This is a genomic window from Pseudomonas sp. WS 5010, from assembly GCF_012985565.1.
In the GTDB taxonomy this organism is placed as follows: Bacteria; Pseudomonadota; Gammaproteobacteria; order Pseudomonadales; family Pseudomonadaceae; genus Aquipseudomonas.
In genome coordinates this window covers 622,827-636,082 of the sequence record NZ_JAAQWQ010000005.1, presented here as the reverse complement: position 1 = coordinate 636,082, position 13,256 = coordinate 622,827, and the positions used below count along the sequence as shown (strand labels likewise).

11 protein-coding genes are annotated in these 13,256 nt (G+C 60.7%); 5 read left to right on the top strand and 6 right to left on the bottom strand.

The genetic code is table 11. The features are described from left to right. Position 1: 1 nt before the first annotated feature. Positions 2-3,625 (top strand): transporter substrate-binding domain-containing protein, encoded by a 3,624-nt coding sequence (locus HBO11_RS19850; protein WP_169952622.1) that lies wholly within the window; start codon positions 2-4, stop codon positions 3,623-3,625. Between the two features lie 99 nt (positions 3,626-3,724). On the opposite strand, the gene HBO11_RS19845 is transcribed toward HBO11_RS19850, so the two are convergent. Both HBO11_RS19845 and HBO11_RS19840 read right to left on the bottom strand, forming a co-directional pair. After that, positions 3,725-4,207 carry a GAF domain-containing protein gene (locus HBO11_RS19845; RefSeq protein ID WP_169952624.1) on the bottom strand — a complete coding sequence of 161 codons (483 nt, stop codon included), beginning with the start codon at positions 4,205-4,207 and terminating at the stop codon, positions 3,725-3,727. Continuing rightward, positions 4,204-5,094, bottom strand: a complete 891-nt coding sequence (locus HBO11_RS19840) for an ATP-binding protein (protein WP_169952626.1) — start codon at positions 5,092-5,094, stop codon at positions 4,204-4,206. The genes HBO11_RS19845 and HBO11_RS19840 overlap by 4 nt, the downstream gene beginning before the upstream one ends. Before the next feature lie 166 nt (positions 5,095-5,260). Between HBO11_RS19840 and HBO11_RS19835 the strand changes: the two genes are divergently transcribed. Beyond that, entirely contained in the window at positions 5,261-7,585 is a 2,325-nt protein-coding gene (locus HBO11_RS19835; RefSeq protein ID WP_169952863.1) for a response regulator, read from the top strand. On the opposite strand, the gene HBO11_RS19830 is transcribed toward HBO11_RS19835, so the two are convergent. The 3 genes from HBO11_RS19830 to msrB form a co-directional block, all read right to left on the bottom strand. Next, positions 7,569-8,030 carry a MarR family transcriptional regulator gene (locus tag HBO11_RS19830; RefSeq protein WP_169952628.1) on the bottom strand — a complete coding sequence of 154 codons (462 nt, stop codon included), beginning with the start codon at positions 8,028-8,030 and terminating at the stop codon, positions 7,569-7,571. The genes HBO11_RS19835 and HBO11_RS19830 overlap by 17 nt on opposite strands. Next, positions 8,027-8,512, bottom strand: a complete 486-nt coding sequence (locus HBO11_RS19825) for a glutathione peroxidase (RefSeq protein ID WP_169952630.1) — start codon at positions 8,510-8,512, stop codon at positions 8,027-8,029. The genes HBO11_RS19830 and HBO11_RS19825 overlap by 4 nt, the downstream gene beginning before the upstream one ends. Positions 8,513-8,646: 134 nt before the next feature. Continuing rightward, entirely contained in the window at positions 8,647-9,039 is a 393-nt protein-coding gene (gene msrB / locus HBO11_RS19820; protein ID WP_029298046.1) for a peptide-methionine (R)-S-oxide reductase MsrB, read from the bottom strand. A 203-nt stretch (positions 9,040-9,242) separates the two neighbouring features. Between msrB and HBO11_RS19815 the strand changes: the two genes are divergently transcribed. Then, on the top strand, positions 9,243-10,454 hold the full coding sequence (locus tag HBO11_RS19815; RefSeq protein ID WP_029298044.1) for a pyridoxal phosphate-dependent aminotransferase: 1,212 nt from the start codon (positions 9,243-9,245) through the stop codon (positions 10,452-10,454). 313 nt (positions 10,455-10,767) lie between these two features. Next, on the top strand, positions 10,768-11,655 hold the full coding sequence (gene htpX / locus HBO11_RS19810; RefSeq protein ID WP_029298042.1) for a protease HtpX: 888 nt from the start codon (positions 10,768-10,770) through the stop codon (positions 11,653-11,655). Between the two features lie 57 nt (positions 11,656-11,712). On the opposite strand, the gene HBO11_RS19805 is transcribed toward htpX, so the two are convergent. Continuing rightward, the gene (locus tag HBO11_RS19805) at positions 11,713-12,369 is read right to left on the bottom strand and encodes a thiopurine S-methyltransferase (RefSeq protein ID WP_169952633.1); all 657 of its coding nucleotides are present in this window, start codon (positions 12,367-12,369) and stop codon (positions 11,713-11,715) included. A 103-nt stretch (positions 12,370-12,472) separates the two neighbouring features. Here HBO11_RS19805 and HBO11_RS19800 point away from each other — a divergent pair, with 103 nt between their 5' ends. Beyond that, positions 12,473-13,240, top strand: a complete 768-nt coding sequence (locus tag HBO11_RS19800; protein ID WP_169952635.1) for a class III extradiol ring-cleavage dioxygenase — start codon at positions 12,473-12,475, stop codon at positions 13,238-13,240. The last annotated feature ends 16 nt before the right edge of the window (positions 13,241-13,256 follow it).

Genomic DNA, 13,256 nt, shown 5'->3' with positions numbered 1-13,256 from the left:
GATGCCAAGGCGTTTAAAGGACTATCTAATCATTTTGAGTGCCGGGCTGTGCTTGAGTACAGCCGTGTCAGCCACTCAAACCGCTCCAGAACGCTACTCATTGCTGAGTCGTGCCGGTACCGTTCAGTTGGACACCCAACTGAACCCCACGCAGCGCCAATGGCTACAAAACAAACGTGAGTTGGTGCTGGGAACCTCGACACCCGACTACCCGCCCTTCGACATTACCGCCAGCGGCCACGATTACGAAGGTATTACTGCCGACTACGCGGGGATCCTGGCCAAAGCCCTGGCATTGCCCGTCACGGTGTTGCGCTACCCCTCGCGGGAGGCGGCCATCCAGGCGCTGGAAGACGGGAAAATCGACTTGCTGGGCAGCGCCAACGGATTTGAAGCGAGCAACGCCGACATTGTCCTGTCAACGCCCTACGCGGTCGACCAGCCGGTACTGGTCACCCGTGACGCAGAAACCCGCCCGCTCAATGACGGGCTGGCGGGCATGCGCTTGAGCCTTGTCTACCACTACCTGCCGCTAAAGGACGTCGAAGCGCTGTACCCGAATGCGATCATCCAGGTCTATCCGTCTTATTTGAATGCGCTGAACGCCGTGGCCTTCGACCAGGCCGACGTGTTCCTCGGCGATACTATTTCCACCCATTACATGATCAACAAGGGCTACCTGAAGAACATCCGCATGGCCACTTTCGGCAAGCACGAAGCCTACGGCTTCAGCTTTGCCGTACACCGCAACCAGCAAACCCTGCTAGGCATCGTCGATGCGGTCCTGGCAGGCGTAGGGACCTACGAGCGGGAAAACATCGCCAAACGCTGGAGTGCGGGTAGCGATATCCTGTTGACCGACCACAAGCTGCAGTTGAGCCAACGTGAAGAGCGCTGGCTTAAGGACCACCCGGTGGTAAAAGTGGTCATCAACGGAACCCTCGCGCCACTGACGTTCATCGATTCCGACGGCCAGTTGCGTGGCATGACCGCTGACCTGCTGGAGTTGATACGGCTACGCACGGGCTTGCACCTGGAGTTCCAGAACACCCGTAACGTCAACCAAATGATCGAGCAGGTCGAAAACGGCAACGCCGATATTATTGCCGCCATCAGTCCCAGCCGCGAACGCGAAGCCAAGCTCGACTTCAGCCGTCCCTACCTGCAGAACTCCTACGTTCTACTGACACGCAAGGAGCCTGGAGCGCCCTCGACTCTTGAGCAACTAGCGGGAAAAAAACTCGCGATCACCGAAGGCAACCCCTTGGTGGACTATCTGCGCCGGGAGTATTCGCAGATCACCCTGGTGGAGGCCAGCGATACCTTCAAGGCCTCGGAAATGCTGGCCCAGGGGCATGTGGATGGGGCCGTCAACTCGTTGGTTGTCGCCAACTACTTCCTCTCATCCCATTTCTTCCAGGGCCAATTGCAGATCAGTTCGAGTATCGGTACACAACTGGCCTCGTTCTCCCTGGCCACCTCACGCAGCGCCACCGAACTGGCCTCGATCCTCGACAAGGCACTGCTGAGCATCGCGCCGGATGAACTTGGGGTGATCAACAACCGCTGGCGTGGCTACACAGCCGCCTCCGACAGCTACTGGCGCAACTACCACCGCTTGATTATCCAGATCATCAGCGCCGCCGGGCTGCTGCTGCTTACATCCCTGGCCTGGAACGGCTATATGCGCCGGCAAATCAAGCACCGGCAGATGGCAGAGCGGGCCCTGAGCGATCAATACGAGTTCATGCGTGCCCTGGTCAATGAAACCCCGCACCCGATCTACGTGCGCGATCGCAACGGTTTGCTGCAGACCTGCAATGACAGTTACCTGCAGGTCTTCGGCGTCAAGCGCGAGGAGGTCATCGGCAAGAGTGTCATGCAGAGCAGCCTGGCCAGCGAGGCGCAAGCCAACCAGTATCACGCCGACTATCTGCGGGTGGTGGCCGAAGGCAAGCCGCTGATCGTTGACCGCCCGCTGCATATTCGCGGGCAACACCTGACGATCTACCACTGGATCCTGCCTTACCGTAACTCCGTTGGTGAGGTCCAGGGCATCATCGGCGGCTGGATCGACATCAGCGAACGTCGCCAATTGTTCGATGACCTGCGCGCAGCCAAGGACCGCGCCGATGAGGCCAATCGCGCGAAAAGCACGTTCCTGGCAACCATGAGCCATGAGATCCGCACCCCCATGAACGCGGTGATCGGCATGCTGGAGTTGACCCTCAAGCGTGCCGACCACGGGCACCTGGATCGCCCGGCCATCGAGGTGGCCTACAACTCGGCCAAGGACTTGCTGGAATTGATTGGCGATATTCTCGACATCGCGCGCATCGAGTCGGGCCGCCTGAGCCTGGCGCCGGAGCGCGTCAACCTGCGCGAACTGATCGAGTCGGTAGTGCGAGTGTTCGATGGCCTGGCACGCCAGAAGAATCTCAACCTGCTGTTGGCGTTCAATCCCGGCGTCGACGAGCGTGACGTACAGATCGATCCGCTGCGCTTCAAGCAGATCCTCTCCAACCTGGTGAGCAACGCCATCAAGTTCACCGAACAGGGCGAGGTAAAGATCAAGGTGGATATCCAGGCCACCGGGCAGCCGCAGCAAATCCAGATGAAACTGGTGGTCGAGGACACCGGCATCGGTATCAGCCGCGACGACCAGCAACGCCTGTTCGAACCTTTTTCCCAGGCCGACAATTCCGGGCACCTGGCCAGGAGCGGCGCGGGTCTTGGACTGGTGATCTGTCGCAGCCTGTGCGAGATGATGGGCGGGCAACTGGCCTTGAGCAGCGTGCCCAGTGTCGGCACCCAGGTATTTGTCTCGCTGCAGATGACCAGCCTGGCACCTGCCTACCCGCTGATCGAGCTCAAGCCTGCGCCCCAGGATGCGGCAGCAATCCTGAATGTGCTGGTGGTGGACGACCATCCGGCCAACCGCCTGCTCATGTGCCAGCAACTGGGCTTCCTCGGGCACCGGTTCACCGCGGTCCAGCACGGCGCGGCGGGGTTCCAGGCCTGGCGCCAGGAACACTTCGACCTGATCATCGCCGACTGCAACATGCCGGTCATGAACGGCTATGAACTGGCCCGTGCGATCCGTGAACATGAACAACGGGAAAACATGCCGCCCTGCATCATCCTGGGCTTCACCGCCAATGCTCAGCCGGAGGAAAAACAGCGCTGCCGGGATGCGGGGATGAGTGACTGCCTGTTCAAGCCCATCAGCCTTACGACACTGGAGCGCCACCTGGCCGAGATCACCCCGCTGGCGCCAGCGCGGATCTTCGACCTCGATAGCCTGAACGCCCTGACTGGCGGAGATCCGTTGTTAAGCCGGCGCCTGCTGGAAGAACTGTTGAGCAGCAGCCGTCGTGATCGCGAGGAACTGATGGCATTGCTCGCACAAGGCGCTCACCAGGACCTGATCGATCAGGCCCATAAGATCAAGGGCGCCGCCAGGATCGTCCAGGCCCGCACGCTGGCCGAGCAATGCGAGATGCTGGAGCAGGCTGGCGAGGATGCGGATCGGGCCCAACTGGCCATCTGGGTCAAGGCCATCGAAAACGCCATGTTCGATCTTGAGCAAGTGCTGCAAGAGCAACTGGATACCCTCACCCTGTAGGAGCCGGTTTGCCGGCGATGGTCGCTAACGAAGACGTGGGGCACCTGACGCCCCCACGCCATCGCAGGCAAGCCAGCTCCCACAGGCAATGCAGCTCATTCAGCAGGCAGTCAACCGCAGAAAAATTGCCGCCAGCCGCTCAATGCCCGCCTGATCCTCTGGCCTGAAACGCGCCAGTTTCGGACTGTCCAGGTCCAGCACCCCAATCAACCTCCCATCCTTGACCAAGGGCACCACCAACTCGCTGTTGGACGCACTGTCGCAGGCAATATGCCCAGCAAACGCATGTACATCCTCCACCCGCTGGGTTTGCCGTGAAGCCGCCGCCGCACCACACACCCCTCGACCAAACGGAATCCGCACACAGGCGATCTGCCCCTGGAAAGGCCCGAGGACTAGTTCCTCATCACGGTTGAGATAAAAGCCCGCCCAGTTCAAGTCATCTAGCTGGTTGAACAGGAACGCCGAAAACTGCGCCGCGTTGGCGATAAAGTCACGCTCATCGGCCAGCAGCGATTCCAGTTGCGCACAAAGCATGGCGTAGCCATCAAGGCCGCTGCCCGCCTTCTGTAAATCGATCATGGCTGGCGCTCCAGCAATTTAAGGCCCACCCAGTACCGGGCGAATTGGTAGGCGCACCGGCCGTTGCGATTGCCGCGACCCGTGGCCCAGCGCACCGCAAGGATGTCGAGGGCTTCATCGCGCTGCCACTGCAAACCCGCCTTGTTCGCCAGCTCGCCGATCCAGTGCTCCACCACGTCCAGGAAGTGTTCCTGGGTGAACGGGTAGAACGACAACCACAGGCCAAAACGGTCGGACAAGGCGATCTTGTCTTCCACCGCCTCACTGGGATGCAACTCACCATCCACACGTTTCCAGTTGTCGTTGTCGCTCTGGTTTTCCGGCACCAGGTGACGACGGTTGGAGGTCGCGTACAGCAACACGTTTTCCGGGGCCTGCTCCAGCGAACCGTCGAGCACGCTCTTGAGCACACGGTAGTCGCCTTCGCCAGCCTCGAACGAGAGGTCATCGCAGAACAGGATAAAACGCTGTGGCAGCTTGAGCAGTTGCTCGACCACACGCGGCAGGTCGGCCAGGTGGTCACGCTCGATTTCGATCAGGCGCAAGCCGGCCTTGGCATGCTGAGCCAGCAAGGCGCGGACCATCGACGATTTGCCCGTGCCACGCGCCCCCCAGAGCAACGCATGGTTGGCGGGCAGGCCGTCGAGAAACTGCTGGGTATTGCGCGCCAATTGCTCGCGCTGTTTGTCGACACCGATCAGGTCGGACAGGCGCATATCCAGGCTGACTTCCAGGGGCAGCAAAAAGCCGCTGCGCCCCTCGCGCTGCCAGCGGGCCGCCAGGCAGTGGTTCCAGTCAACCGCCACGCGAGGTGCGGGCAACAGGGGTTCCAGACGAGCAAGCACCGCATCGGCCCGCTCAAGAAAGGCATTCAATCGAGAATCCATGACTATTCCTGTGGCAAGTTCTTGAAAAAGATGGCGTATTGGCAACCCTGACGCAGTTGCCAGACGGCTGCACCTTAAAAAACGATTCATACCGGGCAAGGCTGGCGCTGAGGATGTTCAGCTATGCTTGCCGGGCGAAGGGAAACGTGAAGTGGCTCAGCACCCAATGGATATCAAGTTCGCCCACCGCTTGTCTTATAAACAAGCCAGACTGACTGTGCTGGTTGGTTTCGTGTTGGGAACCTTACTCAGCCTGATCCAAATCGGCATTGATTATGCCAGCGAAGACGCGTCCATCAACCGTGAAATACACGCGCTGCTTGAAATCAGTCACAACCCCGCCTCACGTATTGCCTACAACATCGACGCCGAACTGGCCCAGGAGTTGACCCTGGGCCTGCTGCACTCCCCCGCCATCACGCGGGCACAGTTGGTCGACAACAATGGCCTGGTGCTGGCTGACGTTGATCGGCCCCGCAAGGAGAGCAGCTACCGTCCTATCAGCGACTTTTTGTTCGGCGCCAACCGCCAGTTCGAAGACCGCCTGTACCTCACCCATATGCCCGGCGAGTCCCTCGGCGTGTTACGCCTTGACGTCGACACCTACGCATTCGGCAGCCGATTCCTACGTCGAGCAGAGATCACCCTACTCAATGGCTTTGCCCGTAGCCTGATCCTGACCGGCATCCTCCTAGGCCTGTTCTACGTGATGCTGACCCAGCCCCTGGTGCGGATCATCCGTGAGTTGAGCACCCGCAGCCCCGGCAGCGCGCCCCTGGCTCGCCTGGATTGCCCGCCGGGGCACGAACATGATGAGATCGGCGTGCTGGTCAACGTCGCCAACCAACAGTTCGAGAACATGGAGACCGAAATCCAGCAGCGGCGCCACGCCGAGGACCGCCTGACCGAGTACCTTGGCCAGTTGGAAGACATTGTTTCGGCGCGTACCACCGAACTCAAGGCGATCAACCACCGGCTAAGCCAATCCAACGAAGAGCTGGAGGCCTCGAAAATCAACGCCCTGGGCATGGCCCAGGCGCGCGCGGCGTTCCTTGCCAACATGAGCCATGAAATCCGCACCCCGCTCAATGGGCTGCTTGGCATGATCGCGCTGTCTCTGGACAGCGCGCTGAACGCCGAGCAGCGCCAACAATTGTCGATCGCCCATGACTCCGGCAAGGTTTTGGTAGAACTGCTCAACGATATTCTCGACCTGTCCAAGTTTGACGCCGGGCAACTGGAACTCGAAAGCATCCCCTTCGACCTCGGCTCCCTGGTGGAAGACACCGCCAACCTGTTGTCGCAGAACGCTGCGCCCAGCGTGGAGTTGACCTGCCTGATCGATCCGCAGTTTCCTGCCCAGGTCGTGGGTGATCCGACGCGGGTCCGGCAGATTGTCAGTAACCTGCTGTCCAATGCCTTGAAGTTCACCCGGTTCGGTCGCGTCGATGTGCGCCTCAGTGCGCAACCCGACGGCGTGCGCATCGAAGTGTGCGACACCGGCATCGGCATTGCGCAGGAAGCCCAGGCGCGGATCTTCAAACCCTTCACCCAGGCGGGCGCCGGCATTACCCGCCAGTTTGGCGGGACCGGCCTGGGGTTGGCGCTGACCCACAATCTTTGCGAAGCCATGCGCGGTCGGCTGACCATCAGTTCGGAAACCGGCTTCGGCAGCCAGTTCTGCGCCGAACTGCCACTTCCTGCACACACCCCAGCGACACGACTGGCGCCATTGAGCGGTGAAGTCGCGGTGATTACCGGGGCCAGCAGCGGGCTGGCAGAACTGCTGCACACCCTGTTGCCGCACTGGGGGCTGACGCCGCACTGCTACACCATCGACGATGACTTGACGGGCCTGGCACCGGACATCCTGATCACCGACTGCCCCGAATGCCTGTTCCGCCTGCGGCCGACCGTCAGCGCTCCGATCCTGCTGGTCACCGCCTACGGCAATTTCATGCCCAGCGAAGAAGTGGCCGCCCTGGCGCCGCTGCAACAGCAGGCGCGCCCGCTGAGTCGCACGGCGCTGTATCAGGTCTTGCACCGTACCCTGCGCGCCGACAGCGAAATCGTCCTCGACCTGGCCCAATTGGAGACCAGCCCGGTTGCCCATCGGGCGCGTATCCTCTTGGTGGAGGACAACCCGGTCAATCAACTGGTGGCCAAGGGCATGCTCGGCAAGCTGGGCTGCGAGGTGGTGGTCGCGGCCCATGGCGGCGAGGCGCTGAAGCAGCTGGAAGAACAACGTTTCGATATGGTGCTGATGGACTGCAACATGCCGGTCATGGATGGCTACGAGGCGAGCCGGCAGATTCGCCGCAGCGGGCGCTGGCCGCAGCTGCCGATCGTCGCGCTGACCGCCAATGCCCTGGCCGAGGAACGCGAACGGTGCCGGGCCGCCGGCATGAACGACTACCTGGCCAAACCCTTTCGCCGCGAAGAACTCAACGCCCTACTCGACCTCTGGGTGCCGACTACGACAAATCTGTGATCTGCCGGAGCAACTGGTCCAGGCCATGGCGCAGGGTGTCCGCCTGGCTCAGGTCCACGCCGCTGTCGCACAACAAGCGAGCCTTCAGCGGCTGGACGCGCTCACGCAGCGCCTGGCCCGCTTCGGCAAGGCTCAAGTGCACTTCACGCTCATCATGGGTACTGCGCCGGCGCGTGATCAACGTCAGTTGCTCCAGGCGTTTGAGCAGCGGCGTCAGCGTCCCGGAATCGAGCAACAGCCGTTCCCCCAGCGCCTTGACCGTCGGCTGCGGCGGGGCAGCGGCATGCCACTCCCACAACACCAACATCACCAGATATTGCGGATACGTCAGGCCCAACTGGTCGAGCATTGGCTTATAGGCTCGTGTCACCGCCCGGGAGGCGGCGTACAGCTTGAAGCACAGCTGGTCATCCAGGGCCAGGGATACGGCAGGCAAGTCAGTCATTTGAGCAGCGCTTCGATCTCTTGGGTCAATTCCTGGGGTTTGGTGGTCGGGGCAAAACGCTGGACCACCTGGCCGTCGCGGCCGATCAAGAACTTGGTGAAGTTCCACTTGATGCCCTTGGAACCCAGCAGGCCCGGCGCGCGCTGTTTGAGTTGCACAAACAGCGGATGGGCCTCGCCCCCGTTGACATCGACCTTCTTGAACAGGGGGAAACTGACGCCGAAATTCAGCTCGCAAAACTCGGAAATAGCCCCCTCGTCACCCGGCTCCTGCTTGCCGAACTGGTTGCACGGAAAGCCCAGCACCACCAGGCCCTGGTCCTTGTACTGCTGCCAGAGCTGCTCCAGGCCTTTGTACTGCGGAGTGAAGCCGCATTTGCTGGCGGTGTTGACCACCAGGATCGCCTTGCCGGCGAAATCCGCCAGGGTCTTTTGCTCGCCCTTGATGGTGGTGCAAGGGATGGACAGCAGGTTATCGCTCATGAGATCGCCTCGGACACAAAGAAGAACATGAAACATAGTGTGCAATTGAATTGCATGCAATTTAATTGACCAGACTAATGACTCGACATCACCCCGCAGGAACCGGCTTGCCGGCTCCTACGAGGGGCATGATGTCAGCGCGGAACCAGGTCCAGGCACACCGAGTTGATGCAATAGCGCAGGCCTGTAGGCGGCGGGCCATCAGGGAACACATGGCCCAAATGCGCATCGCACTTGGCACAGGTCACTTCCGTACGGATCATCCCGTGGCTCACATCACGAATCTCAATCATCGCGCTATCAGCAATCGGCTCATAAAAACTGGGCCAGCCACAACCGGCATCGAACTTGGTCTTCGAGTCGAACAGCGGCTCATTGCAGCAAATGCAGTGATACACGCCATCGGTCGTAGTGGCGTTGTACTTGCCAGAAAACGGCCGCTCGGTGCCCTTGAGACGGCACACCTGATACTGCGCCGGGTCGAGCATTTCCCGCCATTCATCCAGGGTTTTATCCAACTTTTCCATCAATGCACCTCGACAACTGAAAAAGCCTGATCTGTGTCTTTTCCATGGATCAGGCGGCACGTATGATTGCGCCTCTTCAAAGCGCCAGTCTGGCACCCGCGTTATCGGCATTCAAACGTATTTATGGGTCAGGCCACACGCAGGATTCCCAGCACGGTAGTCTTCACATCGTCTGGATCGTTCATTTTCGGGATCACATCGCCATGCAGGTCAGCAAATCGAACAAGCTCGCCAACGTCTGCTACGACATTCGCGGCCCAGTGCTCAAGCACGCCAAGCGCCTGGAAGAGGAAGGCCATCGCATCCTCAAGCTGAACATTGGCAACCCGGCGCCCTTTGGTTTCGAAGCACCGGACGAAATCCTCCAGGACGTGATCCGCAACCTGCCCACCGCCCAGGGCTACAGCGACTCCAAGGGGTTGTTCAGCGCGCGCAAGGCAGTCATGCAGTACTACCAGCAAAAGCAGGTAGAAGGGGTTGGTATTGAAGATATCTACCTCGGCAATGGTGTCTCCGAGCTGATCGTGATGGCCATGCAGGCCTTGCTCAACAACGGCGACGAAGTGCTGGTGCCGGCGCCTGACTACCCGCTGTGGACCGCTGCCGTGACCCTCGCCGGTGGCCATCCGGTGCATTACCTGTGTGACGAGCAAGCCAACTGGTGGCCGGACCTGGCCGATATCAAGGCCAAGATCACGCCCAACACCAAGGCGCTGGTGATCATCAACCCGAACAACCCGACGGGCGCGGTGTACTCCAAGGAAGTGCTGCTGGGCATGCTCGAACTGGCGCGCCAGCACAACCTGGTGGTGTTCTCCGACGAGATCTACGACAAGATCCTCTACGACGACGCCGTGCACATCTGCACCGCCTCCCTGGCCCCGGACCTGCTATGCCTGACCTTCAACGGCCTGTCCAAGTCCTACCGGGTCGCGGGCTTCCGTTCCGGCTGGGTCGCCATCTCCGGGCCCAAGCACAATGCCCAGAGCTACATCGAAGGCATCGACATGCTGGCCAATATGCGCCTGTGTGCCAACGTGCCGAGCCAGCACGCGATCCAGACCGCCCTGGGCGGCTACCAGAGCATCAACGACCTGGTGCTGCCCGCCGGCCGCCTGCTGGAGCAGCGCAACCGCACCTGGGAGCTGCTCAACGATATTCCCGGCGTCAGTTGCGTCAAACCCATGGGCGCCTTGTATGCGTTCCCGCGGATCGACCCGAAAGTCTGCCCGATCCACAACGACGAGAAGTTCGTCCTCGACCTGCTGCTCTCGGAAAAGCTGCTGGTGGTCCAGGGCACGGCGTTCAACTGGCCGTGGCCTGATCACTTCCGCGTGGTGACCTTGCCCCGTGTGGATGACCTGGACATGGCCATCGGCCGCATCGGCAACTTCCTGAAGTCCTATCGCCAGTGACCTCGCTTTCGCTGTACGACCCACAAGAGGTCGTACAGCGAGTATCTGGCAACACATCTACGCGCCACACCGACAGAAACACTCGTTGGCCTCACTCTCGTCCCTTCTACCCTGCACTTTCCAGTAATCACGGGGCCCAACGGCTTATGGAGGGGAATTTCCATGGGCATAAAGCCTCGGAAAATCCCTGCAAGGTTCTACATTCGCGCTGTAGGACACAGTTTGAAATAGTCGCCCGGTTGAATAGCCCACTGCCGCACCTTATATACCCCGCAGTACGCGACATATTAAGCATGAGGAGAATTCTACAACCATGATGCGCATCCTGCTGTTCTTGGCCACTAACCTGGCGGTCGTGCTGATTGCCAGCATCACCCTGAGCCTTTTCGGCTTCAACGGGTTCATGGCGGCCAACGGGGTTGATCTGAACCTCAATCAGCTGCTGGTTTTCTGTGCCGTCTTTGGTTTTGCCGGCTCGATCTTCTCGCTGTTCATCTCCAAGTGGATGGCGAAGATGAGCACCAGCACCCAGATCATCACCCAGCCGCGCACCCGGCATGAGCAATGGCTGCTGCAAACCGTCGAGCAACTGTCCCGCGAAGCCGGGATCAAGATGCCTGAAGTCGGGATCTTCCCGGCCTACGAGGCCAACGCCTTTGCCACTGGCTGGAACAAGAACGATGCTCTTGTTGCCGTCAGCCAGGGTTTGCTCGAGCGTTTCTCGCCCGACGAAGTGAAGGCCGTGCTGGCCCACGAGATCGGCCACGTCGCCAACGGTGACATGGTTACCCTGGCACTGGTGCAGGGCGTGGTGAACACCTTTGTGATGTTCTTTGCGCGGATCATCGGCAACTTTGTCGACAAGGTGATCTTCAAGAACGAAGGCGGCCAGGGTATCGCCTACTACGTGGCGACCATCTTTGCCGAACTGGTACTGGGCTTCCTCGCCAGCTCCATCGTGATGTGGTTCTCGCGCAAACGCGAGTTCCGCGCCGACGAAGCCGGTGCCCAACTGGCCGGTACTGCCGCGATGATCGGTGCCCTGCAACGCCTGCGCTCCGAACAGGGCCTGCCAGTGCACATGCCTGACACCCTGAATGCCTTCGGCATCAACGGTGGCGTCAAGCAAGGCCTGGCGCGGATGTTCATGAGCCACCCGCCACTGGAAGAGCGGATCGACGCACTGCGTCGTCGCGGCTGACAGCCAAAGGGTAGAAAAAGGGGCGACTGAATCGCCCCTTTTTTGTGGGTGCGTGTTTTACCGCTGCGCCAACTGGTAAACCCGCTCCTCAAGGCGCGTGACACCGTCCTGGGCGAACTTCGGGCTCTCGGCCAGGATATCCCGCTGCTCCAGGACGCTCAGGCGCCAGCGTCCTGCCAGCAGCCTCCGGACTTCCTCGTCACTGACCGCAAACGGCGGCCCGGCCTTCAGGGCCTGCTCATAATCCAGGCTGATCAACAGGCCACTTTGCACCTGGGGCGCAATCGCCTGCAAATGCGCGGCATAGCGCTCACGCATCAACGGCGGCAAGGCAATCAGCGCCGCACGGTCATACAGGGCGGCGCACCCTGCCACATCTTCACGGCTCAACTCGAAGAAATCGCCGCACCACAACTCGATAGTGCCAGCCTGATAAACCTTGAAACTGCCCCGCTGGCTGACTTGTGCAGCCAGGCACTGCTCCTGGAAAAACTCCTCCACGGCCTTTTCCGACAGTTCCACACCCAGGACCTGGCAGCCCTGCTGCGCCAGCCACATCAGGTCCAGACTCTTGCCGCACAGCGGCACGAGCACCCGGGCCCCGCCGACCAACCCCAGCCCCGGCCAGTGTCGCTGCAAATAGGGATTGACCTCAGGCAGGTGAAAGCCGATCTGATTACGTGCCCAGCGGTCATGCCAAAAGGTGGATTCCATGAATAGCCCAAAAAATTCGATCAAATGGCGCTAAAACTTATATTAGATTTAGATCAATGATCTGATTAATGATGGTCCCATCTTAACCTTGAGGACCCTGCTCATGCTGCCCAGCCTGTTTATTTCCCACGGCTCGCCCATGCTTGCCCTACAACCTGGCGCCAGCGGGCCGGCTCTTGCACGCCTGGCCGCCGCCCTGCCCCGCCCCAAGGCAATCGTGGTGATGTCCGCACATTGGGAAAGCCGTGAACTGCTGGTCAGCGCCAGCCCTGCCCCAGAGACCTGGCACGACTTCGGCGGTTTCCCTCGCGAGCTGTTTGCGGTGCAGTATCCAGCGCCCGGCGATCCGGCACTGGCGCAACAGATCGTCGAGCTGCTCGCCGCCGATGGCCTGCCCGCCCGCCTAGACCACCAGCGCCCGTTCGACCATGGCACCTGGGTGCCGCTGTCTTTGATGTACCCGACGGCCGATATCCCTGTGGTGCAGGTCTCCCTGCCCAGCCACATGGGTCCGACGCTGCAAACCCGAATCGGCCAGGCATTGCGCAGCTTGCGCGAACAAGGCGTGTTGTTGATCGGCTCGGGCAGCATCACCCATAACCTCGGTGAGCTGGACTGGCGGGCCGGCCCGGAAAGCATCGAGCCCTGGGCACGAGAGTTCCGCGACTGGGTCGTCGACAAACTCGACACCCAGGATGAAGCCGCCTTGCACGACTACCGCCGCCAGGCGCCCCACGCGGTGCGCAGCCATCCCAGCGATGAGCACTTATTGCCGCTGTACTTCGCCCGCGGCGCGGGTGGGCAGTTCAGTGTGGCCCATCAGGGGTTCACCCTGGGCGCGTTGGGGATGGATATCTATCGCTTTGATTAGCCGCGGCTTTTTGTAG

Coding starts and splice junctions, on each gene's coding strand:
- msrB (WP_029298046.1), bottom strand. CDS start 9,039: ATGGAAAAGTTGGATAAAACCCTGGATGAATGGCGGGAAATGCTCGAC.
- HBO11_RS19840 (WP_169952626.1), bottom strand. CDS start 5,094: ATGGATTCTCGATTGAATGCCTTTCTTGAGCGGGCCGATGCGGTGCTT.
- HBO11_RS19805 (WP_169952633.1), bottom strand. CDS start 12,369: ATGGAATCCACCTTTTGGCATGACCGCTGGGCACGTAATCAGATCGGC.
- HBO11_RS19815 (WP_029298044.1), top strand. CDS start 9,243: ATGCAGGTCAGCAAATCGAACAAGCTCGCCAACGTCTGCTACGACATT.
- HBO11_RS19845 (WP_169952624.1), bottom strand. CDS start 4,207: ATGATCGATTTACAGAAGGCGGGCAGCGGCCTTGATGGCTACGCCATG.
- HBO11_RS19835 (WP_169952863.1), top strand. CDS start 5,261: ATGGATATCAAGTTCGCCCACCGCTTGTCTTATAAACAAGCCAGACTG.
- HBO11_RS19800 (WP_169952635.1), top strand. CDS start 12,473: ATGCTGCCCAGCCTGTTTATTTCCCACGGCTCGCCCATGCTTGCCCTA.
- HBO11_RS19825 (WP_169952630.1), bottom strand. CDS start 8,512: ATGAGCGATAACCTGCTGTCCATCCCTTGCACCACCATCAAGGGCGAG.
- htpX (WP_029298042.1), top strand. CDS start 10,768: ATGATGCGCATCCTGCTGTTCTTGGCCACTAACCTGGCGGTCGTGCTG.
- HBO11_RS19850 (WP_169952622.1), top strand. CDS start 2: ATGCCAAGGCGTTTAAAGGACTATCTAATCATTTTGAGTGCCGGGCTG.
- HBO11_RS19830 (WP_169952628.1), bottom strand. CDS start 8,030: ATGACTGACTTGCCTGCCGTATCCCTGGCCCTGGATGACCAGCTGTGC.